At 46.7% G+C, this 23,652-nt stretch carries 20 protein-coding genes; 10 read left to right on the top strand and 10 right to left on the bottom strand.

Annotation, left to right across the window (positions count from 1 at the left end):
• Window positions 1-168: 168 nt before the first annotated feature.
• Window positions 169-1,050, bottom strand: coding sequence for a shikimate dehydrogenase (locus tag FC82_RS01405; protein WP_054759132.1), 882 nt, complete (start codon window positions 1,048-1,050; stop codon window positions 169-171).
• A gap of 150 nt (window positions 1,051-1,200) precedes the next feature.
• On the opposite strand from FC82_RS01405, the gene FC82_RS01400 reads away from it, so the two are divergent.
• A complete protein-coding gene (locus FC82_RS01400; protein ID WP_056996002.1) occupies window positions 1,201-2,130 on the top strand; it encodes a LysR family transcriptional regulator in 930 nt (309 codons plus the stop codon).
• A 174-nt stretch (window positions 2,131-2,304) separates the two neighbouring features.
• On the opposite strand, the gene FC82_RS01395 is transcribed toward FC82_RS01400, so the two are convergent.
• The 4 genes from FC82_RS01395 to FC82_RS01380 all read right to left on the bottom strand — a co-directional run bounded on the left by FC82_RS01395 (window position 2,305) and on the right by FC82_RS01380 (window position 6,848).
• A complete protein-coding gene (locus FC82_RS01395) occupies window positions 2,305-3,546 on the bottom strand; it encodes an MFS transporter (protein WP_056996001.1) in 1,242 nt (413 codons plus the stop codon).
• Window positions 3,547-3,856: 310 nt separating this feature from the next.
• Window positions 3,857-4,930, bottom strand: a complete 1,074-nt coding sequence (gene aroB, locus FC82_RS01390; protein WP_056996000.1) for a 3-dehydroquinate synthase — start codon at window positions 4,928-4,930, stop codon at window positions 3,857-3,859.
• 1 nt (window position 4,931) lies between these two features.
• Window positions 4,932-5,948 (bottom strand): 3-deoxy-7-phosphoheptulonate synthase, encoded by a 1,017-nt coding sequence (aroF, locus tag FC82_RS01385; RefSeq protein WP_054759133.1) that lies wholly within the window; start codon window positions 5,946-5,948, stop codon window positions 4,932-4,934.
• Window positions 5,949-5,978: 30 nt separating this feature from the next.
• Complete coding sequence (locus FC82_RS01380) at window positions 5,979-6,848, bottom strand: shikimate dehydrogenase (protein WP_054759135.1); 870 nt, start codon at window positions 6,846-6,848, stop codon at window positions 5,979-5,981.
• A 1,405-nt stretch (window positions 6,849-8,253) separates the two neighbouring features.
• Here FC82_RS01380 and FC82_RS01375 point away from each other — a divergent pair.
• From FC82_RS01375 to trpA, 7 genes are all read left to right on the top strand, one after another.
• Complete coding sequence (locus FC82_RS01375; RefSeq protein ID WP_056995999.1) at window positions 8,254-9,732, top strand: anthranilate synthase component I family protein; 1,479 nt, start codon at window positions 8,254-8,256, stop codon at window positions 9,730-9,732.
• Complete coding sequence (locus FC82_RS01370) at window positions 9,713-10,321, top strand: anthranilate synthase component II (RefSeq protein ID WP_056995998.1); 609 nt, start codon at window positions 9,713-9,715, stop codon at window positions 10,319-10,321. Before FC82_RS01375 ends, FC82_RS01370 begins: the two co-directional genes overlap by 20 nt.
• Before the next feature lie 504 nt (window positions 10,322-10,825).
• Window positions 10,826-11,848, top strand: a complete 1,023-nt coding sequence (gene trpD, locus FC82_RS01365; RefSeq protein WP_054759287.1) for an anthranilate phosphoribosyltransferase — start codon at window positions 10,826-10,828, stop codon at window positions 11,846-11,848.
• Window positions 11,845-12,642: an indole-3-glycerol phosphate synthase TrpC gene (gene trpC / locus FC82_RS01360; RefSeq protein ID WP_054759137.1), complete on the top strand. Its 798-nt coding sequence runs from the start codon at window positions 11,845-11,847 to the stop codon at window positions 12,640-12,642. The genes trpD and trpC overlap by 4 nt, the downstream gene beginning before the upstream one ends.
• Window positions 12,629-13,207, top strand: coding sequence for a phosphoribosylanthranilate isomerase (locus FC82_RS01355; protein ID WP_056995997.1), 579 nt, complete (start codon window positions 12,629-12,631; stop codon window positions 13,205-13,207). Before trpC ends, FC82_RS01355 begins: the two co-directional genes overlap by 14 nt.
• A gap of 26 nt (window positions 13,208-13,233) precedes the next feature.
• Window positions 13,234-14,448: a tryptophan synthase subunit beta gene (trpB, locus tag FC82_RS01350; protein WP_054759142.1), complete on the top strand. Its 1,215-nt coding sequence runs from the start codon at window positions 13,234-13,236 to the stop codon at window positions 14,446-14,448.
• A complete protein-coding gene (trpA, locus tag FC82_RS01345) occupies window positions 14,441-15,238 on the top strand; it encodes a tryptophan synthase subunit alpha (RefSeq protein ID WP_056995996.1) in 798 nt (265 codons plus the stop codon). Before trpB ends, trpA begins: the two co-directional genes overlap by 8 nt.
• Window positions 15,239-15,480: 242 nt before the next feature.
• Here trpA and FC82_RS01340 read toward each other — a convergent pair whose 3' ends face one another.
• Window positions 15,481-16,230: a sulfite exporter TauE/SafE family protein gene (locus FC82_RS01340; protein ID WP_235809148.1), complete on the bottom strand. Its 750-nt coding sequence runs from the start codon at window positions 16,228-16,230 to the stop codon at window positions 15,481-15,483.
• 181 nt (window positions 16,231-16,411) lie between these two features.
• Between FC82_RS01340 and FC82_RS01335 the strand changes: the two genes are divergently transcribed.
• Together FC82_RS01335 and FC82_RS01330 are read left to right on the top strand one after the other, a co-directional pair.
• Window positions 16,412-16,840, top strand: coding sequence for a MarR family winged helix-turn-helix transcriptional regulator (locus FC82_RS01335; RefSeq protein WP_054759148.1), 429 nt, complete (start codon window positions 16,412-16,414; stop codon window positions 16,838-16,840).
• Between the two features lie 27 nt (window positions 16,841-16,867).
• Window positions 16,868-17,179 carry a DUF2316 family protein gene (locus FC82_RS01330; RefSeq protein ID WP_054759150.1) on the top strand — a complete coding sequence of 104 codons (312 nt, stop codon included), beginning with the start codon at window positions 16,868-16,870 and terminating at the stop codon, window positions 17,177-17,179.
• Between the two features lie 134 nt (window positions 17,180-17,313).
• Here FC82_RS01330 and FC82_RS01325 read toward each other — a convergent pair whose 3' ends face one another.
• The 4 genes from FC82_RS01325 to FC82_RS01310 all read right to left on the bottom strand — a co-directional run bounded on the left by FC82_RS01325 (window position 17,314) and on the right by FC82_RS01310 (window position 23,651).
• Window positions 17,314-17,721, bottom strand: a complete 408-nt coding sequence (locus FC82_RS01325) for a hypothetical protein (protein ID WP_056995994.1) — start codon at window positions 17,719-17,721, stop codon at window positions 17,314-17,316.
• 255 nt (window positions 17,722-17,976) lie between these two features.
• Window positions 17,977-19,083 (bottom strand): glycerol dehydrogenase, encoded by a 1,107-nt coding sequence (locus FC82_RS01320; RefSeq protein ID WP_054759152.1) that lies wholly within the window; start codon window positions 19,081-19,083, stop codon window positions 17,977-17,979.
• A gap of 457 nt (window positions 19,084-19,540) precedes the next feature.
• Entirely contained in the window at window positions 19,541-21,799 is a 2,259-nt protein-coding gene (locus FC82_RS01315; RefSeq protein ID WP_054759154.1) for a glycoside hydrolase family 65 protein, read from the bottom strand.
• 436 nt (window positions 21,800-22,235) lie between these two features.
• Window positions 22,236-23,651 (bottom strand): SLC45 family MFS transporter, encoded by a 1,416-nt coding sequence (locus tag FC82_RS01310; protein ID WP_054759156.1) that lies wholly within the window; start codon window positions 23,649-23,651, stop codon window positions 22,236-22,238.
• Window position 23,652 lies beyond the last annotated feature (1 nt).

Raw genomic sequence — 23,652 nt, 5'->3', positions numbered from 1 at the left:
ACAACGTTAAACGAATGATGCTTTGATCTGCTACTGCCTATCAATCTTGCAGACGTTTGATATTGGCGTAACGCGTTGAAAGGGCTCACTTCAATTCTGGCAAATACCCTTTCACAATGAGTGGATCATCGTTTTTAATCAGTTTGAAACGTGATTACATAGACTCTTTTATTTATCTTCGTTAAACAAAATGTTGCGAATGTATTCAACAGGCATTTCCTTGCCAGTCCAGAGCTTAAAGGCTGCGGCACCCTGTTCGAGCATCATGCCCAAACCGTTGAAGACATGTTCAACACCGGCTTCTTCAGCGACTTCCATCAACTTAGTAGTCCGTGGTGCGTAAACTGTATCAAAGACAACTAAGTCCTTACGGAACCATGAAGGGTCACTAACTAAGGTTTGGCCTTCCAATGGGTTCATCCCAACGCTGGTAGCATCACAGTAGATGAAGGCACTATCGATTTCAGCCTTGAAGTCGTCTTGATCTTCCAACTTATGCAGGGTGGCCTTGCAGTCGGTCTTTTCGTTGATCAAATCAACGTTCCGCTTTGCTTGGGCAAAGAATTCATCATCACGGTTGAAGAGTGAGATTTCTTTAACACCATCTAGGGCACATTGGATAGCAATTGCAGTTCCGGCGCCACCGGCACCAGCCATGGTCATCTTCTTGCCGCGAATATCAATACCTTCATCATCTAATGACTTGATCATGCCGATACCATCGGTAGTGTAACCAGTCAAAACGCCGTTATCATTAACAACTGTGTTAACAGCGCCAATCATTTCAGTTGCTGGGTCAAGCTTGTCTAATAGTGGAATAATCTTTTGCTTGTTAGGCATAGAGATGTTTGAGCCGCGCATGTCCAGTGTTCTGATAGCGTTTACAGCACCTTCCAAACCATCATTTGTGATTTCAAAAGCAAGGTATGCGTAGTTTAAACCCAGTTTTTCGAAAGCATGGTTATGCATTGTAGGAGACATGGAATGGCGAATAGGATAAGCCATTAAGCCGATTAAAATTGTGTGTCCATCTAGTTGATTCAAAGACATGAAAATCACTCCTAAGTTTATTTTGTAAGAAAAAATATTAATTGTTACTCAATTCACTTGCAATATTATCATGGTCATTTATCATAATAAATAATACTAATTCATTTTAGTGATAGAATGTATCTATAAATCACAAGGAAGGCTAAGACTATGAACTTACGTCACCTACAATTTTTCCGCGAATTAGCAAAAACACAACACATGTCCAAGGCAGCTGAAAACCTTGGTATCTCACAACCGTCACTTAGTTACGCCATTAAAAAGCTGGAGGCTGAAGTCGGTGTGCCGTTATTTGAACCTGACGGCCGAAACATCAAACTGACCCAAATCGGTAAGATCTATCTTTCTTACATTGATAACAGTCTCGATAGTTTATCTCAGGGAAATGCTATTGTCCGCCAACTAACGAATCCGGATCAAGGACATGTTAGTCTGGGCTTTACGTACACAATGGGACAACGGTTGGTACCAGAACTGATGACCCACTTTAAGGCTGAAAAAGAAAATCAGAAAATCACTTTCGATTTGGGACAAAATACCACGCCGCAACTCCTGCAGGATCTCTATGATGATAAGTACGATGTTGTTTTGGCATCCTACGCAGAATTCTTCAACGAACAAGAGGCTGATAATGTTTTTCAATTTATTCCCATCGTTAAGCAGGCCATTCGGGTCGCTATTCCAACTAATCATCCGTTAGCAAAAAAAGACAAAATCTACTTCAAAGACTTGGAAAAATATCCAATGATCATGTTTTCCGAGAACAGCGGGTTACGCCCGTTGATCGATAAGATCATCGCTGCCAGCGGCATCAAACCAAACGTGTTGTACGAAATTGAAGAGGATTACACAATTGCCGGGTTTGTCGCCAACGGCGTCGGAATCGCAATTATGCCCAACCTACCCCTGTTGAACCAAGACCGTGTCCTGCTGCGCCCAATCGAAGACAACACCATGAACCATGATCTTTACCTGATTACTAAGCAAAACCACTTTGTGACCCCTTCTGTGCATCGATTCCATAACTTTGTGCGCAGTTACTGCCGGCAGACGTTTGCTAGTGCAAAACAGTTGATATAGCTTTGTCTATGCTTATTAAAGAAAGTCCGTTGTATGCTGCATTTGACTGGTGGGCGATCTATGATTGACAAAATTCCATATCTCGAATGAAATGCATGCCATTCAAGGTTGCTGAGTAACGATTAAGCGACAAAAAAAGATACCTGCTCATTCGAGCAGATATCTTTTTTATTGTTAGATCAAATCTTCTTCAGTAGCGCTTTCAGCGTTCGGATCCCTCTTACGCAAAATGGCCATCACAGCTAAAGCACAAAGAATGCCGACCAACGCGATGCCCACATCAAACCACATAATACTGTGGACACTCGTCTTTGATAAAATTCCGGTAAACACAGGAATCGAGAACGAGGCAATAGCGCCAGCGGTATTGTAAATCCCAGTAATTCGACCCTTAGACTTAGGAAAGACGTTCCCCATAATGGTCAGCCCGATCTGCATGACCCCACTGGCGGCCGAACAGCCAATAATAAATGAACCAATATACATGAGCCAACCGACTGGGAACATCGCCATCAGTAACAGTGTCACAAAGGAAAGCAATGTGTCGCCGACCATGAACCAAACCGGTTTAATTACCCGTTCCACAAGCATAACTGTTGTGATAACACCCAAAATCGATCCGACACTATAGATGCTGACCAGCATCCGCGCGTGAACCATGTCCAGTTTAACTACCTGTTCGCCGTACTGTGTCAACCACTGGCTGATCAAGTAGAAAGTGGCCATTGAGATGTAGCCGAAAATTGTTAATACGATTCCTAGTAAGAGTTTACGCGGAGTCATTTTCGAGTCTTCTGGTTCTGCTAACACGCGTTTACTCGTGTCAATTTCCGGTTCCGGTGCAGCATCCTGTGCCATGTCTGGGAACTGGCGGTGCCACATAAAAACAAAATTGACTGCCATCGCAACGGCACAGAAGGTAAACGACCAGCCAAACCAGAGGTTAAAGCCTTCCAGCGTTGCGACAAAGATTGGTAGGATCAACTCCCCAATCGAGGCAAACGCCTTGATCAAAATGTTGGCCGCTGCCTGTTTGTTTGGGTACAGCTCCATCAGTGCCGGATATGTCCCGGTATCGAGGAAAGAGTTCGCCATTCCGGCCAAAATACCGAAAAAGTACGCCTCCACCACCGTTTGTGACAGAATGATGCCCACGAAAAAACAGATGTAGGTCAGAATCCCGATTTTGACAAACAAGCGCCGGCCAAACCGGTCAGAGAGGTACCCTGCTATATATAAAACTAATAGTCGGCCGATGCCCAGTGATGAAATCACATAGGAAACGCCTGCATCCCCGACGTGCCATCGGGTACCTAAAGCTGTCATATTTTGCGCTAAGATCACAATGGCCATCCCATGGATCAAGTAGTCAAAATATAAGCTGAAGGTCGTCTTCAATCGTTCTTTTCGAGACATTTTTCTCACCTGTACCTTGATCAGATTTGAATTGAGTAACCGTCAGTACAAATGTTCAACAATTAACATAATTAAATACTATTTAAATTTAAATATGTCCCATTGTCAAGAACTATTAATGCGGTTAATCAATACAGAAACGCAGTCTTGCTTTAATTCAGCATTAAAACAGTTATTAAAGCGGTTTCGCTATTAAGCAAAAAAGAAAGCACTTCCCAATGCTTTCTTTTTTGAAACTTTACAATTTTGCGTCTTTCGAACCGCATTACCCTGCCTATCTTTGTTTACAATGTGCATTCCCAAACACATTTTATGCTTCAGGTAAGTGTAAAAATGTTGCGATTTCTTCAGTTGGTACCGACTTGATTGCCGGTTCGCCTAAGGCCTTTAGGTAAACCAGATTCAGATGGCCGTGACGATTTTTCTTATCGTTTTTGACCTTGTCGAGTACCTGTGGTGAGTTTAAAAGCGGCGAAGTGGTCGGCAGGTTAACAGCTGCCAACCGATCCTTCAACGCGGCGGTGATGCCCGCTTCAGACAGCCCAGCATCCTCAAACACTTGCATTAAGGCAAGCATGCCGATGCTGACCGCTTCACCGTGGCGCAACCCGCCGGCTGCCAGCGCTTCAACAGCGTGACCCAGCGTGTGACCAAAGTTCAGCAGTTGCCGGCTGCCGCTTTCAGTTTCATCCGCCATCACGACTTTCGCTTTATACCCGATTGAGCGGGCGCTGAGCTCTGGTGAATGTGCCAGCAGGTCAGCGGGCGAGTCAATGGTTTCAATCAGTTTCCAAAAGTCACCACCTTCCAAGGCTGCCGTTTTGACGATTTCGCCATAGCCTTCGATTAAATCACGTTGTTTCAATGTTTGGAGCGTGTCCGGATCAATAATGACAAGGTCCGGTTCGTAAAAAGCACCGATAATATTTTTAATCGTATCCAAGTCCACGGCGGTCTTACCACCGACGGAACTATCGACCTGTGCCAGTAACGATGTGGGGATCTGAATGAAACGAATGCCGCGCATGTATGTCGCTGCCAACAGACCTGCTAGATCACCGGTTACGCCGCCACCCAGGGCAATCACCCCATCATCGCGGTTAAATGCGGCAGCGGCCATCTTTCGGGCCAGGTCTGCCAGCACGGTCAGTGATTTGGACGCTTCGCCAGCTGGAAAGTCGTAGCAGTGCACTTCAAACCCTGCCTGTTCCAGCGTTTTAGCAACGCGCGCTTGGTATAGTGGTGCGACATTGTCATCACTGACAAGCGCAACTCTGCGAGGTGACCACTGCTGGGCAACTAATTTACCTGTCTTGTCCAGCAGTCCGCGATCAATCAGCACATCGTATGACTGGTTTGGTAACGTGACGGATACTGTTTGCATCCTACCGCCCCGCTTCCGCTTGCTGGTTATCCATGCCGGTCATCAAATCGCGGATAGCCAGCGCTTTTTCAGCCATTTTCTTGTATTCGTTCGGCTTCAATGCCTGGGCACCATCCGAGAATGCATGAGCCGGATCATCATGAATTTCAACGACCAATCCAGAAGCACCAGCAGCGGTACCGGCCAACGCTAATGGCGTCACAAATTCGGTGTGCCCAGCAGCGTGCGATGGGTCAATAATAACGGGGTAGTGGGTCAGCTTCTGCAAAACGGGCACAACGCCAACGTCCATGGTATTTCGAGTGTACTTATTGTCGAAGGTTCGAATACCCCGTTCAGTAATCATAATATTGTGGTTACCACCGGCAGCAATGTATTCAGACGCATTCAGGATGTCGTCAACCGTAGCGGACATGCCACGCTTCAACATGACCGGGATGTTAGTCTTTCCAACTGCTTTAAGCAGCGAAAAGTTTTGCATGTTTCGTGCACCGATTTGGAAGATGTCGGTGTACTTGGCAACCATTTTGACGTGCTCGTCATCCATGACCTCGGTCAAAACATCCATGTTGTATTCATCGGCTGCCTTTCGTAAGAACTTCAGGCCATCTTCACCAAGTCCTTGGAAGGAGTATGGTGAAGTCCGCGGCTTGAAAGCACCACCCCGGAGAACTGTGGCACCGCTGGCTTTCGCAACGGCAGCCATCTTAAGCACGTGTTCTTGTGATTCAACGGAACAGGGACCAGCCATCAGTGCGAAGTTGTCGCCACCGATAACGCTGTGTTTCGTTCGAATAATCGTGTCTTCTGGGTGGAATTGCCGGCTGCCTTGAACGGCTTTTGGTTCGTCGGTAATGATGTCCCTAACGGCTGCCTTCTCGTTAGCGTTAAGTTCGTTGGGTTGCACACCCTGCAGGGCAACGCGGTTGTCATGGACAAAAACATCATGGGTGTCACCGAAGTGTCGTTTCAGTGCTGAGATAACGGTTTGGTCTTCCTTAGTCAATACAATAATCATTGTGCATTCCTCATTTCTGGTTTGGTTTTATTATTTAGCAGCGAGACTGAGTAAGTGGTTGTTAACGGCTTCTTTAACGGTGTCAACAGGCATTGGAATGTCCGTCCACTGGGTAAAGGCGCGGGCTGCTTGATGGATCAGCATGTTGATGCCGTTCATTGTTTGACAGCCCTGTACCTTGGCTTCCTTCAAAAATTGAGTTTCCAACGGTGCATAAATGGCATCAGCAACGAACTGACCCGGCTGCAGGACGGCCATCACACTGTCAGCTAACGGAACGCCCGTATCAGCGCCCATACCAACGTTGGTAGTGTTGATGATGACGTCGGCTTCTGCCACAACTTGCGCCATTTGGTCGAGGTCTTCGTAAGGCAACACGGTGATGTTTGGCGACCAGTTGGTTAGCTGCTGTTGAATCGCCTCAAAGGTCCGATTCTGGCGTTTAAATACGGTCACCATTGCTCCGGCTTCGACACAGGCAGCAATCACCGCTCGGCCAGCGCCGCCAGCGCCAAGGACAACCACGTGCTTGCCAGTCACGGAAACGGCCTCATCGTTAAGGGCGTCCACAAATCCTTGCCCATCGGTGCTGTCACCCACTAAATGTCCGTGACGTTTAATAATGGTATTCACCGCGCCAAGCCTTTTGGCCATCGGGGTCAGCTCGTCCATGAAGGGCACCACCGCTTCCTTATACGGCATTGAGACGTTTGCACCGTGTACGGATAACGCTCTCAGCGATGCCACGGTATCCGTCAGTTCGTCTGCTTCGACATCGAAGGCTAAGTAGACGCTGTTGATGTTCAATTTGTTAAAACTTGTGTTGTGGATCAGTGGCGATAAACTGTGATGCGCCGGTGCTGCAATTAATTCATATAAATCTGTGTGGCCATCAAACATTTCTCTCTTCCTCCTCATGTCAAAATCTAGGTCATTGTTTCGAATAATAGTCAATTATCAACTTGAACGGCAAACAAAAATCCCGCAGTGTATGTGCACTGCGGGAAAAGATTTCAGCCGAATAATCTAAAATAATCGGTGTTTAATCGGTTCACACAGTGAGTAAAACTAAATTTCTTAACTGTGTGACCGAACCATGTCGAAAAACTATTGGTCGCACAGGCTGCTTGAGAGTGGTGCCTGCAACCCGTACGTTGTAGACACCTACCTGAACCAATAGTAACTAAATCGATTTGAATTTCGGTTTATATTTTCTGTCATAATTGTTAACTCCTAAAAATTAAATTAGATTTTGATTGCTTTAAACAATAAACTATCTTGAGAATTCTGTCAACTGTTAATGCGTTTTTAATTTAAACTTTTTATTGAATACTGAGATAATGTCTATTGATGAAAGTGCTGTCTTATAGGGTTTATGAACATGAAAGCAATCTATATAGCGATTTAAAAATATATTTTGTTAGGCTTTGATTTTTGATGCTGATATTTTTGTATAATCATTTTTGCCACAACGAATAAGTCTTAGCTTAACAGTAATGGTTAATAACTTTCACTCATTCAAAAATTCAAATCGTTTTCTCATCATAATATCTTATTTCCTTCATGACGATTGCAAGGCAAACGAGACGTTTGGCCCACATTATAAACATCCTCAAATGAGAATACTGAACTTGAATTTGCTTGACGGTTTCTGAAAATTGAACTGGGATCTTAGGCACGAGCGATATCTTCACAATACTGACTTATCAAAAACACGGTTCAAAATTGTACCAGTCAATCCGAAATTATCATCACGTAAATACGCACTTATTTTAAAATAACTAATCGCCTAACTTAAAAATTAATTTGAACAAAGTCTACTAATAAAGGACTTGAAAGAAGGACGCTTCAAAAAATAATAGTCGTTGACAAATCCCGTCCACCTGAGTAGTCTTATCACCAATTAAATACCGTCCATAAAAACCAATGATGTGGAGATCAAGATTACTGTGCACGTAAAGAGAGTCGTCGTTGCTGAGAGTACGGCCGAACGCAGGTAGTTAAATGGACCACAGAGGGCCCCGGCAAAAATACGTTTATGTATTGCGTACCCGGGAACGTTCAGGCATACGTCAGTTGTCGGAGGTGTGAATACGCACCTCGCTAAGAGTGGTCAACGGGGAAACTCTTTGACTGAAGTAAGGTGGCACCGCGGCATAATCGCCCGTCCTTATTCAAGCGCAAGCTATGCGTTTGAACATGGACGGGCTTTTTAGTGATTAATATAAAGGAGTAATCAACATGAAACGATGGCAATGCTGATTCGTAATCGAAACCCACAAAAAAATTATGAGGTGATTAAATCATGGAACTTAACGCATTAAAACAAGCTAGTGTTTGCTACCCTGCCGTACCCGTGACGCTGCAGTTCAGCATGCCAGACTTTACCCCGGTCAACATCTTCAACGCCCTGAAAGGGACTAACGATCCTGGGTTTCTATTAACCGGGAAACCAAAAGTGACCGAAGATGGTTACACATTAATTGGCTTAGGGCCGACCCACACCTATACGTATCGTGACCACATGTTAACCGAGGAACAGGCTGACGGCCACAGCATCATCAGCAAAACTGATCTGAAACCAATCTTGGAAACCGTCTTAGCCGAAAGCAAGACACCAAAACTGCCGGACATGCCGCCATTTACCGGTGGTCTCGTCGGTTACTTCAGCTACGACTATGCCAAATATGCAACCACTGCTTTGCGCGAAAATGTTGATGACCCTATGGGCTTGGACGATGCTGACCTGCTGTTGATCAAACGGGTCATTGCGTTTAACCATCGCAAACACATCGTGACCCTGAGCCAAATCGTGAAAACAACGGAACTTGACGCACAGTATGACACCGTCATGACGCAGCTCACTGCCTTGAAAAAGACTTTGTTGACAAGTATCCCGAAACAACTACCTGATTTTCGGCTGACAAAACCATTCCACTTCCACTTCAGCTTGACAGAATTCACCGAGAAAGTGGCAGACACTGAAAAGCACATTGTCGATGGTGATATTTTCCAACTCATTTTGTCGAACCCGCAACAAGCGGAAATGAGCGGTTCTCTGTTGGGTGTCGCGCCAACATTGTTTAAATCCAGTCCTTCACCCTACCAGTTCTACTTCCATCATCGCGATTTCGAAACGCTAGGTGCTTCACCTGAAACACTGATCACAAAACGCGATGACACACTGTTTACTTACCCACTAGCCGGCACCCGCCGTCGTGGGGATACCCCCGAAGAAGACGCCAAGTTTGCACATGAATTGCAGACCAGTGAAAAAGAAAAATCAGAGCACAATATGTTAATTGATCTCGGCCGCAACGATTTGGGGCAGGTCAGTCAATTTGGTTCCGTGCAAGTGACGCAAACCCGTAATTTGCTGAAATTTTCAAACGTTATGCATCTGGGATCAACAGTTGAGAGCAAGGCAAACAAGGATGCCAGCGCCATTGACATTGTTAACGCTGTGTTACCGGCTGGCACGTTATCGGGCACGCCGAAGATTTCGGCGATGCAGATTATCAGCAATCTCGAAAACCGCAAACGCGGCGTCTACGGTGGTTGCCTCGGCTACCTCGATTTCAGTGGCGACCTCGACCTCTGCATCGGCATCCGATTAACCTACCGCAAAGGTAACCAAATCGTTGTCCATTCTGGTGCCGGTATCGTTGCCGACAGCATTGCCAAGTATGAATACCAAGAATTTAACAATAAGGCCCGTTCCGTGGTCAACGCTATCAACACCGCCGACAAGGGAGGAATCGCACATGCTCTATCTAATCGATAATTACGACAGTTTCACCTATAACTTGTATCAACTCATTGGGACACTGACCGAGGAACCCATCACCGTTGTGAAGAATGACCAGATCACGGCTGAAGAACTCGCTGCCAAACAACCTAGTGGACTCATTCTTTCTCCCGGTCCTGGCCGACCAGAGGATGCCGGCAACATGAACAGTATCTTAGAAGCCTTTATTGGTAAAGTCCCTGTCTTAGGCGTTTGCCTGGGTCACCAAGCCATTGGCGAAGTGTACGGTGCAAAAGTCGTGCACGCACCGAAATTGATGCATGGTAAACCATCGCTGATGACGCAACAGGGAAATGACAGCATGTTTGCCGGTTGTCCGCAACAGTTCGAGTGTGCGCGTTACCACTCACTGGTTATCGACCCGGCAACCCTGCCAGATGAACTCAGAGTCACCGCAACAGCTGACGACGGCACCATTCAAGCCATTGCAGATGATGACAATCAGGTCTATGGGGTTCAGTTCCACCCGGAATCCATCATGACGGAGCTGGCAGTCGGCCAACAGATCATAAAAAATTATTTGGCGCAGATTCCTGTTGCAACAGCACTTCGTGGGCTTGCTTAGAAACTTTTTTTTGCAAACCTGTTGACTTATCTCTTAGAAAGTTTTAATCTTATGCCAATCAAATAAATGATTCGTCCATACAAACCTATGATGTGGAGATCAAGATTACCGTGCATGTAAAGAGAGCCGCCGTTGCTGAGAGTGCGACCAAACGCAGGTAGTTAAATGGACCACAGAGGGTTCCCTCGAAAGTGTTACACAAGTACGGGGAAACGCACAGACATGCGTCAGTTGTCGGAGATATGAATACGTATCTCGCTAAGGGTGATAGTGTCGGGATCAGTCCCACGCTATCAAATTAAGGTGGCACCGCGGAATTCAAATCCGTCCTTAACTCAGTACACACTATGTTGTGTATTGATGTTATGGGCGGATTTTTCTATTCCAAGGGAGATCTTATGATGACAAACAATACACGATGGCAAATCCAGTTAGTTTCACTTCAATCACGACTGACAGACGCATACAAACAAACACAACTAACTGGAGGAATTACCCATGACAATGACTATTGAAAACGCAATTACTAAAGTAGCAGCCCGTGAAGACTTAACCTTTGACCAAATGAACGACGTGATGAACGAAATTATGGACGGTAAGGCAAACGACATCCAAATTTCAAGCTTGCTTACTGCTTTAACAGTAAAGCACGAAACGGTTGAGGAAATTGCTGGTGCTGCCGATTCTATGAGAGACCACGCCTTAACCTTTAAGGCCGGCGAACCGGTTCTCGAAATTGTCGGTACTGGTGGTGACCACGCCAACTCATTCAACATTTCAACGACTTCTTCACTGGTCGTCGCCGCTGCCGGTACCCCCGTTGCCAAGCATGGTAACCGGGCCGCTTCTTCCAAGAGCGGTGCCGCAGATGTCCTCGAAGCCCTGGGCGTTAACATCAACGTGACCCCTGAAACAAGTGAGGCCATCCTCAACCAGATTGGTATCTGCTTCTTATTCGCCCAAGAATATCATCAAGCCATGCGCTTCGTTGCACCGGTTCGTAAGACTTTAGGTATCCGGACATTGTTCAACGTCCTTGGCCCGCTGGCTAACCCAGCCCACGCCGGCATGCAGCTCTTAGGTGTCTACGATGATAACTTACTTGAACCCATGGCGCACGTGCTCAACCAATTAGGCGTTAAAAACGCCCTGGTCGTTCATGGTACTGACGGGTTGGATGAAGTATCCATCTCGGCGCCAACCAACATTGTTGAGGTACGCGGCGACGACTTCAAGTCTTACACCATCACCCCTGAACAATTTTGCCTGACGCGTGCAACAAAGGCTGACATCGTTGGCGGTACGCCAGAAGATAACGCCCAAATCACCCGCGACATTCTCGCTGGTAAGAAGGGGCCAAAGCGCGATATCGTTTTGATGAACGCCGGTTTAGCACTCTACACCGCCCACCCGGATATGGCTATCGAAGACGCCATCAAGCTGGCTGCCGAGATGATTGACACCGGCAAGGCACAAGAAAAACTCGACGAATTAATTAACCTGACGAAGGGAGCCAAAGTCGCATGATTTTAGACGATCTCGTGGCAGCGACCAAGCGCCGCTTAACCAAAGGAAAAGCAACTGAATCACTGGAACAGGTCAAAGCCCGCGCCGCCAAGGTCCCTACCAAGGATCCGCAACAAGTCTACGACCGCTTCTTAGCACCTGGTATGCACCTGATTGGTGAAGTCAAGCAAGCCTCCCCATCAAAGGGTCAGATTGCATCCGATTTTCCCTATCTCGACATTGCCAAGGATTACGATCAAAACGGGGTCACCGCGATATCTGTTTTGACCGAACCCGACTATTTCAAAGGTGACCTGCGCTACTTAGATGAAATCACCGACGAAGTTACCGTACCCGTACTGCGAAAAGACTTCGTGGTTGATGACTACATGCTGTATCAAGCAAAAGCTGCTGGTGCCAGCATTGTCCTGCTCATCGTGGCCATCTTGACACCGCAACAACTTCACGATTACTTCGCCTTAGCAACCAAACTCGGTTTAGCCGTTCTAGTTGAGGCGCACGATGAAACTGAACTTCAACAAGCCCTCGGCTTAGGCGCCAAAATGATTGGCGTTAACAATCGGGACTTGAAGACCTTCACCGTCTCATTGAACAATAGTTTGAACCTCCGCAAACTGGTTCCAAACAACATCGCCTTCATCGCCGAAAGCGGTATTCATGACCGAGATAACATTGCAACTTTAGAAGCCGCTCACGTCAACGGTGTTTTGGTAGGCGAAACACTCATGCGTGCCGATGATAAGGCTGCCAAGATCAATGAACTATTAGGAGTGACCGTCAATGACGCAAATTAAGATTTGCGGCCTGATGCGTGAACAGGACGCTGACGTTATTAATGAAGTAAAACCAGATTTTGCGGGCTTCGTTTTTGCCCCAAGTCGTCGTCAGATCAGCCTGGAAACGGCGTTACGATTCCGACAGATCATTGATGACACTATTCCAACCGTTGGCGTTTTCGTCAACGCCCCGTTGGATGAGATGCTGACCGTCTTTCGTTCCGGTGCCATTCAATACGTTCAACTCCACGGAAACGAACCGGAAGACACAGTGCAGGCACTAAAAGATGCCGGCGCAAAGGTGTTCCAAGTCTATAAGCCTGACGAACCCATCACGCCAACTGCTGCTGACTACACCATGTTAGACAGTGGTGCCGGATCGGGTATTCCACTCGATTGGAAACGGGTACCGCAAGCAAGCCACCCGTTCATTCTTGCCGGCGGCTTGACCCCCGAAAACGTGGCCGAGGCAATCACCACCGTTCGTCCGGACGTGGTCGATGTTTCCAGTGGTGTTGAAACGAACAAACAAAAAGACCCAGAAAAAATCAGAGCAATCGTTACTACTGCTCACAACAACTAAAAAAGATAATTGAGAGGACCTTTCCAATGACCGAATTAAATCTTGAACTGAACAAAAACACAACTGGTCGCTACGGTGAATACGGTGGCCAATACATTCCAGAAACATTAATGAACCAACTTGATCTGATGACCAAGGCTTATGAACATTACAAAAACGACCCAGAATTCAAAACTGAATTGCATGATCTGCTCGTTGATTACGCCAACCGGCCTTCATTACTGTACTATGCTAAGCGCATGACCGAAGACTTAGGCGGCGCACAAATCTACCTCAAACGTGAAGACCTCAACCATACTGGAGCTCACAAAATCAACAACGTGATTGGTCAAGCACTTTTGGCCAAGCACATGGGCAAGACCCGGTTGATTGCTGAAACTGGTGCCGGTCAACATGGTGTGGCTACTGCAACGATTGCTGCCTTGTTCGGGATGGAATGTGAAGTGTTTATGGGGAAGGAAGATACCGACCGCCAAAAATTGAACGTCTACCGGATGGAACTTCTGGGCGCCAAAGTGCACCCCGTTACCAGTGGATCAATGGTTCTCAAGGACGCCATCAACGCGGCGTTACAAGAATGGGCTACCCGGGTCGATGACACGTTCTACGTCATGGGCTCCGCAACTGGTCCTCACCCATACCCATTAATGGTTCGAGATTTCCAAAGTATCATCAGCCAAGAATCAAAGTCGCAATTGAAAGAACAGACCGGCAAATTACCTGACATGGTCGTTGCCTGTGTCGGCGGCGGGAGCAATGCTATTGGCAGTTTTGCCAATTACATCGATGAACCTAGTGTCCAACTTGTTGGTGCCGAAGCTGCTGGCAAGGGCGTTGATACCGATCTCACTGCAGCCACCGTTGAACGTGGTTCAGAGGGCATCTTCCACGGCATGAAGTCCATGTTCTTGCAAAACAAGACCGGTCAGATCAACCCTGTTTACTCCATTTCAGCTGGTTTGGATTACCCTGGTGTTGGCCCGGAACACGCGGCCTTGGCTGCCTCTGGTCGGGCCCAATACGTTGGCATCACCGATGATGAAGCGGTTGACGCTTTTGAATATATTGCTAAAACGGAAGGTATCGTTGCCGCTATCGAAAGTTGCCACGCGGTTGCCTACGTTCAAAAGATTGCACCAAAAATGCGTAAGGATCAAATCATCGTCTGCACCCTGTCAGGGCGGGGCGACAAAGACGTTGCTTCAATCGCTAAGTACAAAGGAGTAAATATCGATGACTAGTAAATTAAAACCAATTTTTAAAGATAATAAAGCCTTTATCCCATTCGTCGTCACTAACGACCCGGATTTCGAGAGTACCGTCAATAATGTTGTTGCTTTAGCTGAAGGCGGTGCCGACATCGTTGAACTTGGTCTCCCATTCTCTGACCCCGTTGCCGATGGGCCGGTAATCCAAGCAGCCGACATTCGCGCCCTAAAGGCTGATCCAGACATCTCAACGGATACCTTCTTCGACATTGTTGAAGCAATCCGGAAAGAGACTCAGGTGCCGCTAGTCTTTCTGACCTACCTGAACATTCCGTTCCAGTACGGTTACGAAAAATTCTGTGCCCGCTGTGAAGCATTGGGTGTCGATGGGCTCGTCATCCCTGATTTACCAGTTGAAGAGCGTGGTGAGATCGATCCGTTTGCTGCTAAGCATGGTATCGACATCATTCCGCTGGTCACGCCAACCTCAGCCAGTCGGATCGAAAAAATCGTGTCAAAGGCGACTGGTTTCATCTACGTGGTTTCCTCACTTGGGGTTACCGGTGAACGAAGCAAGTTTGCTGACGACCTGAGCGAGCTAGTGACTCGGATTCGTACCGTGACCGACGTGCCGACCGCCATCGGCTTTGGGATCCATACACCGGAACAGGCCGCTGAAATGACCGGCATTGCAGACGGTGCAATTGTCGGCAGTGCCTGCGTTAATTTAGTTGCTGAATATGGCAACCAGGCCCCACAGAAGCTGACAGATTATACCAAGCAAATGAAGACCGCCATCGCTGGCCAAACCAGCAAAGCTTAAAAATAAAAATCAGCGTTTTGAGTTGTCGCAGGTGTTGTGACAATCAAAACGCTGATTTTTTGTGTGGGGGGTAATTGGGTAATGACGAATGCATCGGGTCAACGATCGACGCGAATTCTCGTTAGTCGCGCTTCTTAACCCTTGACCCAAGTATATAATTTCAATGTAAAGACCCGATGTCGAACGTGTAAAGGTTGTGTAAAGACAAGCACCAACAGGGGAAATATTTGGTCTTCTCCCACTTACCCCATCATCATATTTTTTATTCCCATGACAATCAGCAACACGCCCAAAATTGGGACCATGTACTTGTTTAACTTCTTGGGGTCCAGTTTAGTAAGCAGCATCGGCATCACAAAAGCGCCAATGATTGAGCCTATCATCAGGCCAATACCGGCGGACCAGACAACGTTGCCAGTACTGATGTGACAGACGATTCCCATGGCAACGATACCGGTCAGGGTAAACGCTGAGGTGGCAGCAGCATTTGTAAAATCGAGCCCCATAAATAATAGCCCTGACATCACAGGTGCCCCGCCGCTCAACCCGCCGATACCGCACATCAGGCCGCCCAAACTACCGAATAAACCCGGCGCAACTTTATTGAAGGTCTGACTATGGTCATTTTTTCGTTTGCCTTTTTTCTTAAAGGACCGCAACACAAACTGCACACCAATCATTGCCAGAATTAGCCCAACAATGATCGAATACAGTTTCTCGTCAATGAACCGGGCAGCAATCGACCCGATAATGACTGCTGGTGCCGCGTAGGCCATCATTCGAAAACCGACCTTATAGTTGATCTGTTTTTCGTGCGAATACGAGACTACGCCCATTAACAGTGGCGGCAACGCGGTTACCAGTGAGGTTGAGGCCGCTGAAGACGCGCTCAACCCCAGTACCGTTGTCATGACGCCCAGATAGTATCCGCCACCACCGCCACCCATGGTCATGATCAAACAACCAATCAGAAAGCCCAAAAATACTGTCACACCAATGTCCATCATAAGATCCCCTTACCGCTTTCTTCTGTCTCCATTATAGGCATAAATGTGCTGAAATGAGGCTCATTTTTAAAACACCTGTCGATTTACTTTTAAATGCAAGTCTTAACACTTGCATTTAAAAGTAAGCCCTTGTATACTGCTCCTATCATCTTCGGAGGACAATTAAATGGACAAAAATAATCATTCAGCAGCTGCGTTGATCCATCAAATCAACAGCCGTGAAACAGCCTACATCAACGGCCAATTTCGCGCGCTCAGCCTCAATAGTGAGCAGGGTCGCGTGATTGCCTATGTTGCCCGTCACCCCCAGTGCAAACAACGAGACGTGGCCCACTATTTGAATCGCCAGGAAGCCAGTGTTACTAATCTGGTGAAGGGGCTGGTGAAACGCAATCTGCTGTCACGAGAAGTTCCCGTGGAAAACGAACGAACGAAACTCCTTTCGCTCACAGCCGAAGGCCAAGAACTAGTGGTTAAAATTGATGCTGCTTTTAATCGGCTGCAGGCTTTTGTCGATAACTCACTGACCGCAACTGAACGCGTCACGCTGGAATCAATCCTGGAGAAAGTCAACCGTATCTCGTTTGAAGACTAACCAAATTTTGGAAAAGAAGGCCACCCAATGTCATTAAATGCCGAACAACTGCTGGCAACGAAAAATGAACTTGCACGTAACTTTGAACTTTCAGGCTTAACCAAACAACAAGTTTGCAACGAGTTGAATATTTCCAGCATCAAATTCGACCGCATCATGCAGTTAGAACAAACCGCTCTTGAGGATCCATGGATCCTGAAAAACTTCTTGGTTGCCCACGTCATAACAGCAGGCAATCAGCCCGTTCCATTCACAGCCTTATCCGGTGATTATCACCGTCACTGGTTCTTAAATAGCCAGACAATTGAAAAGGCCGTTATGAGTTTGGGCGATCATTAATAATTTTATCCACACTAAAAGGGGCACCTGCGGATAGACGCCTAAAGCGTCCTGCTGGTACCCCTTTTAGTGTGGACAAAGAAAGTCATCTGTCAGCAACGTCATGCCAAGCGATGCCTCTCCGTGACCCGATATTAAAACGTTACAGTAGCGGTTTCACCATTAGCAGATACCTCTGCGGTCGTGAAGGCTAGACCATAGAATGCGTGGTTGTCAGCCATTTTGCGAGCAAACGGGAATTTGTCGTAGTAGGCCGATTCAATTTCATCAGTCGCAGCGAGCTTTTTAATGGTGACATTCTTTGCCCGAACAACGTCTTGATTACCAGCCGGAATGGTTGTAAATGCGCCAGTAGCGTGGGTTGAAATTTCAACCGTCTTGGGCGAACCATTGACCGTAGAAAAAATCAGTTGGTGGTTCTTCGAATCATAGTCAAAAATAACGATCCGAACATCCGGGCTTTGAGCATCCTCAGTCAGTGTCGCCACGGCAACTTGTTGACCATCATTTAAAATACGAGTTAATTCCTTTTCTGCATCCATAGGAATGCCTCCTTAAAAAAAGTAAGTACATTTAATGGTATAGGCATATTCAAAGGTTAAGTCAAGCACATTTGATATTTTTTGAAAACGTTTTATTAAACAGGACAGGTCATCCGCAAGTATCATGCTGTTGCGGATAAAATGCGTATCAAAAACACGATTAAAAAAACATAATTGGCTTTTTTAACCGTGTTTTTATCATGAATCTGTATAAACAATTCTCTGTGGTGCTTATGCCGCCACTTGCAATGGCGTTTAAATTGCTTGGAACTGCTTTGAAAACTGGTCCACTGCTTTAATGGCTTGGAACACATCATCAGCAGTTACCTTGAACCCCATGTTGTGAATGGTCTCGCCGCCTTGAACCGTGAGTTCAGATACCTTCATCAGGTCCTCATCTGAGGCATTTTCAAGGTGCAGATCTGCTAACGTTGTCGGTAACCCAAGCGCCAGCTCAAAAGCAAGATACTTCTCTAACCGACCATCAATAGCCCCTTCCAGCACTAAGTTGACCAGTGTCCCATACGCCACTTTTTGTCCGTGTGAGAGCTTGTGGACATCACCGGATAAAGCCGTTAACCCGTTCTGGAAGCTATGCGCTGCAGCCAACCCAGAGCTTTCAGCACCAACGCCGCTCAGGAGAATGTTGGCTTCCACAATCTGATCAACAGCTGGTGTGACCATATGCTGTCCCGCAGCCGCAACCGCCTGATCACCAAATTCAAAGAGGAGCGATTCACACCTCTCCGCCAGGGCAATGCCAGCTGCAGTCTGTTTTGTTTCCAATGGCAGCAACGTTGTTGACCGTGCCCGCGCGACACTTTGAGCCTCCACATTGGTTGACAGTGCGTCCGCCATGCCATCGATCAAAAACCGTACCGGCGCGTTGGCAATAACGGCCGAATCCACCAGAACTAAATCGGGGTTCTTATCGTAAAACATGTACTTTAAAAATTCACCGTTTTCTGAGTAGATCACACTTAACCGCGTACATGGTGAATCGTTGGAGGCTAGCGTCGGCACAATAACAATTGGAATTTTCAACCGATCGCCGACTGCTTTAGTGGTGTCATTAGTCTTACCGCCGCCCAATGAAATAATAAATTTAGCCCCCGTGGATTCCCCAATTCCTTGAACACGTTCAATTTCTTCAGGCGAACTCTCGCCGTTAAATGTGACCCGTTCGATCGTCAATCCCGCATCAGTTAAATAGCCGTAAAAATCCTTGCCGACTAATCCCCAAACTATGTCATCCGTTAATAAGATCCCGTGACTCCCAAATGGCTTAATATACTGAGCAGCTGTCTTCAACAATCCTTTGCCTTGAACGTAAGTAGAAGGTGATGCAAATGCTGTAGTCATAATTATTCCTCCATTAGGCTTATTTAATTAATGCACTTGCAGTGTAATCGTTTTCACTAAGGAACGCAAGGGATGTTCTTGTGGATTTGTGTACAAAATAAATGCGTAGTACCAGGCGTTTACAGGATAATTTCACAAGTGTCCATTTTGGTACAGGAGTCTTCCAATTCACAATGTTTAGGAACGTCGAATAGGCATTAAACGTGTGCTAACATCGAACAGTATCAACCACTATTGTTAGTACGCTGACAAATGCGTCCCAACACAATAAAAAAACCGACTGATCATAAGTGATTGGTCGGTTTCCTACTATTTTGATTAACGACTTAATTTGTAACTATCCGTTCCGACACCTTTGTCGAACCGCGGATCAGAAAGCTGAAGATTACGGCCACACCGGCCTCAGTCTTTTCTTTCAAGTGTTTTGTGAGTTGGTGTATCACACGTTAAACCAATTTTAAGCGTTTAATGATACTTTTTTGCCATCCAAGTCGAGGGTCAAAGGTTCACCTGACAACAAGGTCAATTGTGTCCCCTTTTGGTCAACGTGGACTTGGATCGAACGGCCGCGGAACTGGATTCGGAACTGATATGAGTCCCACTTCTTAGGTAAGAATGGTGCAAAATGCAGTTCACCGTCACGGACCCGCATACCAGCGAACCCTTGCACGATGGCTAACCAGCCACCGGTCATTGAGGTAATGTGCAAGCCATCGACCGTATCGTTGTTGTAGTTGTCCAGATCCAACCGGGCTGTCCGTTCGTACATTTCAACGGCCTTCTCTTCGTAGTGAAGATCAGCAGCTAAAATGGAATGGATGGCGGCGGACAAACTAGATTCGTGAACGGTCAGTGGTTCGTAGAAATCAAAGTTAGCTTTCTTTTGTTCTGGCGTAAAGTCATCGATAAAGTCCCAAACACCCTGTAACACATCACCTTGCTTGATGTATGGTGAACGTAGGATTTTATCCCATGACCAGTGTTGGTTGATTGGCAGTTGATCGGCAGGAATGGATGAGACGGGCTTGAGGTCTTTGTCCAAGAAACCATCGTGTTGCACGAAGATTCCGAGATCCTTGTCTTCTGGCAGGTAGAAGCGATCAACGATGTCTTGCCAGTGCTTCTTTTCATCATCTGACACGGTTAACTTTTTGGCCACTTCAGGAGTCACTTCACCCAAAATTTCAAGGGTGTACTTCAGTGTCCATCTTGCCAAATAGTTAGTGTACCAGTTGTTATCAACGTTGTTTTCGTACTCGTCCGGGCCAGTAACACCATGGATCATGTACTTTTGGTTACGTTCGCTGAAGTGGACCCGGTCAGCCCAGAACCGAGAGATTTCGGTGAGAACCTTGCTGCCTTCATTCAGGACGTAAGACTTATCGCCGGTGTAACGGGTGTAGTTGTAGATGGCAAACGCAATGTCGCCGTTCCGGTGAATTTCTTCAAACGTGATCTCCCATTCGTTGTGGCATTCAATCCCGTTAAAGGTCACCATTGGATACAAGGCACCTTTGAGGCCCTGTTCCTTGGCGTTCACATAGGCACCGTCCAATTGTTGGTAACGGTACATTAGCAGACTGCGGGTAACTTTAGGATCCGTGATGCCCAAGTAAACAGGAACGGCGAAAGCTTCAGTATCCCAGTAAGTGGCACCACCGTACTTTTCACCAGTAAACCCTTTGGGACCGATGTTCAACCGGCTATCTTCACCATAGTAGGTGGAGAACAACTGGAACAGGTTGAACCGAATCCCTTGTTGTGATTCAGTGTCGCCTTCAATTTCAACATCGGACTTTTCCCAACGGTCAGCCCAAATTTTTGCGTGCGCGGCAAACAGGTCGTCATACGAACTAGCGGCAACTTTCGCACTGAGCGTATTCATGGCAGTCTCAAGTTTGGCTTGAGTATCGTAGTCCCGTGACGTCACAACGGTAATGCGTTTGGCAATTGCGACACTTTGATTTGGTGCAAGTTCGCCGCTAAACTGGTTAACGACTTCTTTATCATTCGGTTGGTCAACTGGGTCCTGGTTCAGGTCAGTTTCATTAGTCATCTTGATACCAACCGTGAAACGAGGCGTGCCAAACGGATTTTCCTTCGTGATGGCCACGATCGATGCATCACTCGCATTCTGGGTCGTCTTTAAGACATTCCAGAAATGTTCGTCGTAGTTGGCATCTTCGTTTTGCACGTCAGCATCCATGGCTGACTTGAACGTGATCTTAACGGTGTCGGTCGATTTGTTAGTCGCCGTTACACGAATGCCGACCAGTTCCTTGTCAGCAACACTAATGAACCGCTCGAAGTTCATTTCAATGGCGTGGCCGTTCTTAGTGACCGTAAACGAACGGGTCAGCTTGGACTGCTTCATGTCCAGGTTCAGTTCAAAGTCACTAACCTTATCCTTAGCTAAATCGATTGGATCGCCATCAACCAGCACGTTTAATTTAATGAAATTGATAGCGTTGATAACCTTCCCAAAGTACTTAGGATAGCCGTTCTTCCACCAGCCGACACGGGTCTTGTCTGGGAACCAGACACCGCCAAGGTAGATACCCTGTAAGGTGTCGCCTGAATAATCTTCTTCAAAGAAACCACGCATCCCCATGTATTCATTACCCAGTGAAGTCATGGATTCCTGCAGGCGCTTGTCTTCAGGATCTAACTTGTGAGTGACGATGTTCCAGGGGGTGACTTCAAATGTCCGTTTCATAAAGGTGAGTCCTCCTTGATTGTTTTGTACTGTTGTTCAGTACTTTGCGCTGTTTTACTTTTGGTTGTTGAGACTTTTTTTGTTGAAATGCTTGCTATTTGACCACACACAGCCGGTCAAACCGGAAAATGAATGGGGTGATTAAGCGTCTTCATTTGTTTGTATCGGTTCAACACGGCTGTTGTGGGGGTGTTTACTTATTTGAAAAAATACTTGGTTGTTTACTGGCTTTGGCAACGTGTTTTGCGGCCACGCTGCCACCATATAAAACTAGCTAAATGGCACGCTTCACTGGTTGTGAAACCGTAAGAAAATTAACTTCTGGCGACCCAATGTTGTCTGCCGGCTCAGGGCAGCGTGTCATTGTGGTCTGATACCATTTAAAGGTTCACTGTCCCAGGCTGACCGGCAGTCAAACATGGTTAATGCACCAAGACTAGTTTTCAGTATCAGCAGGTTCCTCTTGTGCATCTGACTTGCGCGCCCAAACTTCTTTAACGATACCAACTGTGACGGCACCGATAATCAGGAAGATTCCTGAGAGTAAGAGCATCGTAGGCATGTGTGAGCCTAACAGTGGGAAGATGGCAAAACTTGCGATTGAAGCAACGATTTGTGGCAAGCAGATACTGCTGTTGAACAGGCCTAAGTAAGTCCCCATGTTTTCTGAGTCTTCGATGGCGTTGGTCAAGAAAGTGAATGGGAAGGCGTTCATAGCAGCCCATGCGCAGCCAATCAAGATAAATGAAATGAACAGTGTGTACTTATCGTGGATGAAGAAGATCGACCCAAAGCCGATACCACCCATGATCAAACTAGCTGAGTAGAAAATCTTGTGGTGGTTGTTGCCGACCCGTGAAAGAACCAGTGCCCAGATAACGGCAGCGATTGATTGAACGGCTGACATAACCCCGTACCAGTTACCAGCAGCTTGGTAGCCAGCTGATGAAGCGTTGGCGGTGTGCCAAACGTTAGAAGCGATGGCGCCAGTTGCGTAAGTCCAGAGGTATTGGAAGCCCATCCAGCAGAAGAATTGAACAACTGAAACCGTCCAAAAGACTTTAGGTGCTGATTTCAAGGCTTCAAAAATGCCTTTGTGGTTGCTGTTGTCAGCAATACCATGGTACTTTGCATAAGTGTCTGGATCATATTCTTTAACACGGAAGACGGTCAACAGGCAGCAGAGTAACAGGATGATGGCGCCGGCGTAGAAGGACCAGATAACTGAGTTAGGAACAGTCCCCTTCTTAGCGACGTTGGCGATTCCTAAAGCAGTCAAAGCAAATGGGAAGATACTTGCTAACAAAGCCCCGGCGTTGGAAGCGAAACTTTGGATGGAGTAAGCGAACCCTTTTTGTTTTTCGTTAACCATGTCACCAACCATCATCTTGAATGGCTGCATGGCAACGTTTGATGATAGATCCATGAATAACAGGGTAATGGCACCAAACCACAGCGCTGCTAACGACCCATAACCGAAACCGAAACTACCAGCGTTTGGCAGTAAGAACATGACGATCATGGCAACGACCGCACCAATCAACAGGTACGGAATCCGACGACCCAACTTAGGCATCCAAGTCCGGTCTGAGAAATACCCAACAAGTGGTTGAACAACCATCCCGGCCAGTGGCGGCAGGATGAAGAAGAACCCGAGATTGTTAGGATCAGCACCTAAGGTTTGGAAGATCCGCCCCATGTTAGTGCTTTGAAGTTGAAACGCCATTTGCACACCTAGGAACCCGAAATTAATCAGGAAAATCGTGCTGGTTGGCAATGATGGCAATAAATCTTTTTTGGACGTCGTTTTCTTAGCCGTCCCGTCAGCGACATCTGTTGCTGATTGTGCCATA

Source organism: Secundilactobacillus collinoides DSM 20515 = JCM 1123 (assembly GCF_001435975.1).
Taxonomy (GTDB): domain Bacteria; phylum Bacillota; class Bacilli; order Lactobacillales; family Lactobacillaceae; genus Secundilactobacillus; species Secundilactobacillus collinoides.
The sequence above is the reverse complement of the archived record's forward strand: the minus strand, read 5'-3'. Positions and strand labels throughout refer to the sequence as shown.

Coding starts and splice junctions, on each gene's coding strand:
- FC82_RS01370 (WP_056995998.1), top strand. CDS start 9,713: ATGCTCTATCTAATCGATAATTACGACAGTTTCACCTATAACTTGTAT.
- aroF (WP_054759133.1), bottom strand. CDS start 5,948: ATGATTATTGTATTGACTAAGGAAGACCAAACCGTTATCTCAGCACTG.
- trpB (WP_054759142.1), top strand. CDS start 13,234: ATGACCGAATTAAATCTTGAACTGAACAAAAACACAACTGGTCGCTAC.
- FC82_RS01320 (WP_054759152.1), bottom strand. CDS start 19,083: ATGACTACAGCATTTGCATCACCTTCTACTTACGTTCAAGGCAAAGGA.
- trpA (WP_056995996.1), top strand. CDS start 14,441: ATGACTAGTAAATTAAAACCAATTTTTAAAGATAATAAAGCCTTTATC.
- FC82_RS01315 (WP_054759154.1), bottom strand. CDS start 21,799: ATGAAACGGACATTTGAAGTCACCCCCTGGAACATCGTCACTCACAAG.
- FC82_RS01380 (WP_054759135.1), bottom strand. CDS start 6,848: ATGTTTGATGGCCACACAGATTTATATGAATTAATTGCAGCACCGGCG.
- FC82_RS01325 (WP_056995994.1), bottom strand. CDS start 17,721: ATGGATGCAGAAAAGGAATTAACTCGTATTTTAAATGATGGTCAACAA.
- FC82_RS01335 (WP_054759148.1), top strand. CDS start 16,412: ATGGACAAAAATAATCATTCAGCAGCTGCGTTGATCCATCAAATCAAC.
- FC82_RS01330 (WP_054759150.1), top strand. CDS start 16,868: ATGTCATTAAATGCCGAACAACTGCTGGCAACGAAAAATGAACTTGCA.
- FC82_RS01375 (WP_056995999.1), top strand. CDS start 8,254: ATGGAACTTAACGCATTAAAACAAGCTAGTGTTTGCTACCCTGCCGTA.
- FC82_RS01310 (WP_054759156.1), bottom strand. CDS start 23,651: ATGGCACAATCAGCAACAGATGTCGCTGACGGGACGGCTAAGAAAACG.
- FC82_RS01400 (WP_056996002.1), top strand. CDS start 1,201: ATGAACTTACGTCACCTACAATTTTTCCGCGAATTAGCAAAAACACAA.
- FC82_RS01395 (WP_056996001.1), bottom strand. CDS start 3,546: ATGTCTCGAAAAGAACGATTGAAGACGACCTTCAGCTTATATTTTGAC.
- FC82_RS01355 (WP_056995997.1), top strand. CDS start 12,629: ATGACGCAAATTAAGATTTGCGGCCTGATGCGTGAACAGGACGCTGAC.
- aroB (WP_056996000.1), bottom strand. CDS start 4,930: ATGCAAACAGTATCCGTCACGTTACCAAACCAGTCATACGATGTGCTG.
- trpD (WP_054759287.1), top strand. CDS start 10,826: ATGACTATTGAAAACGCAATTACTAAAGTAGCAGCCCGTGAAGACTTA.
- trpC (WP_054759137.1), top strand. CDS start 11,845: ATGATTTTAGACGATCTCGTGGCAGCGACCAAGCGCCGCTTAACCAAA.
- FC82_RS01405 (WP_054759132.1), bottom strand. CDS start 1,050: ATGTCTTTGAATCAACTAGATGGACACACAATTTTAATCGGCTTAATG.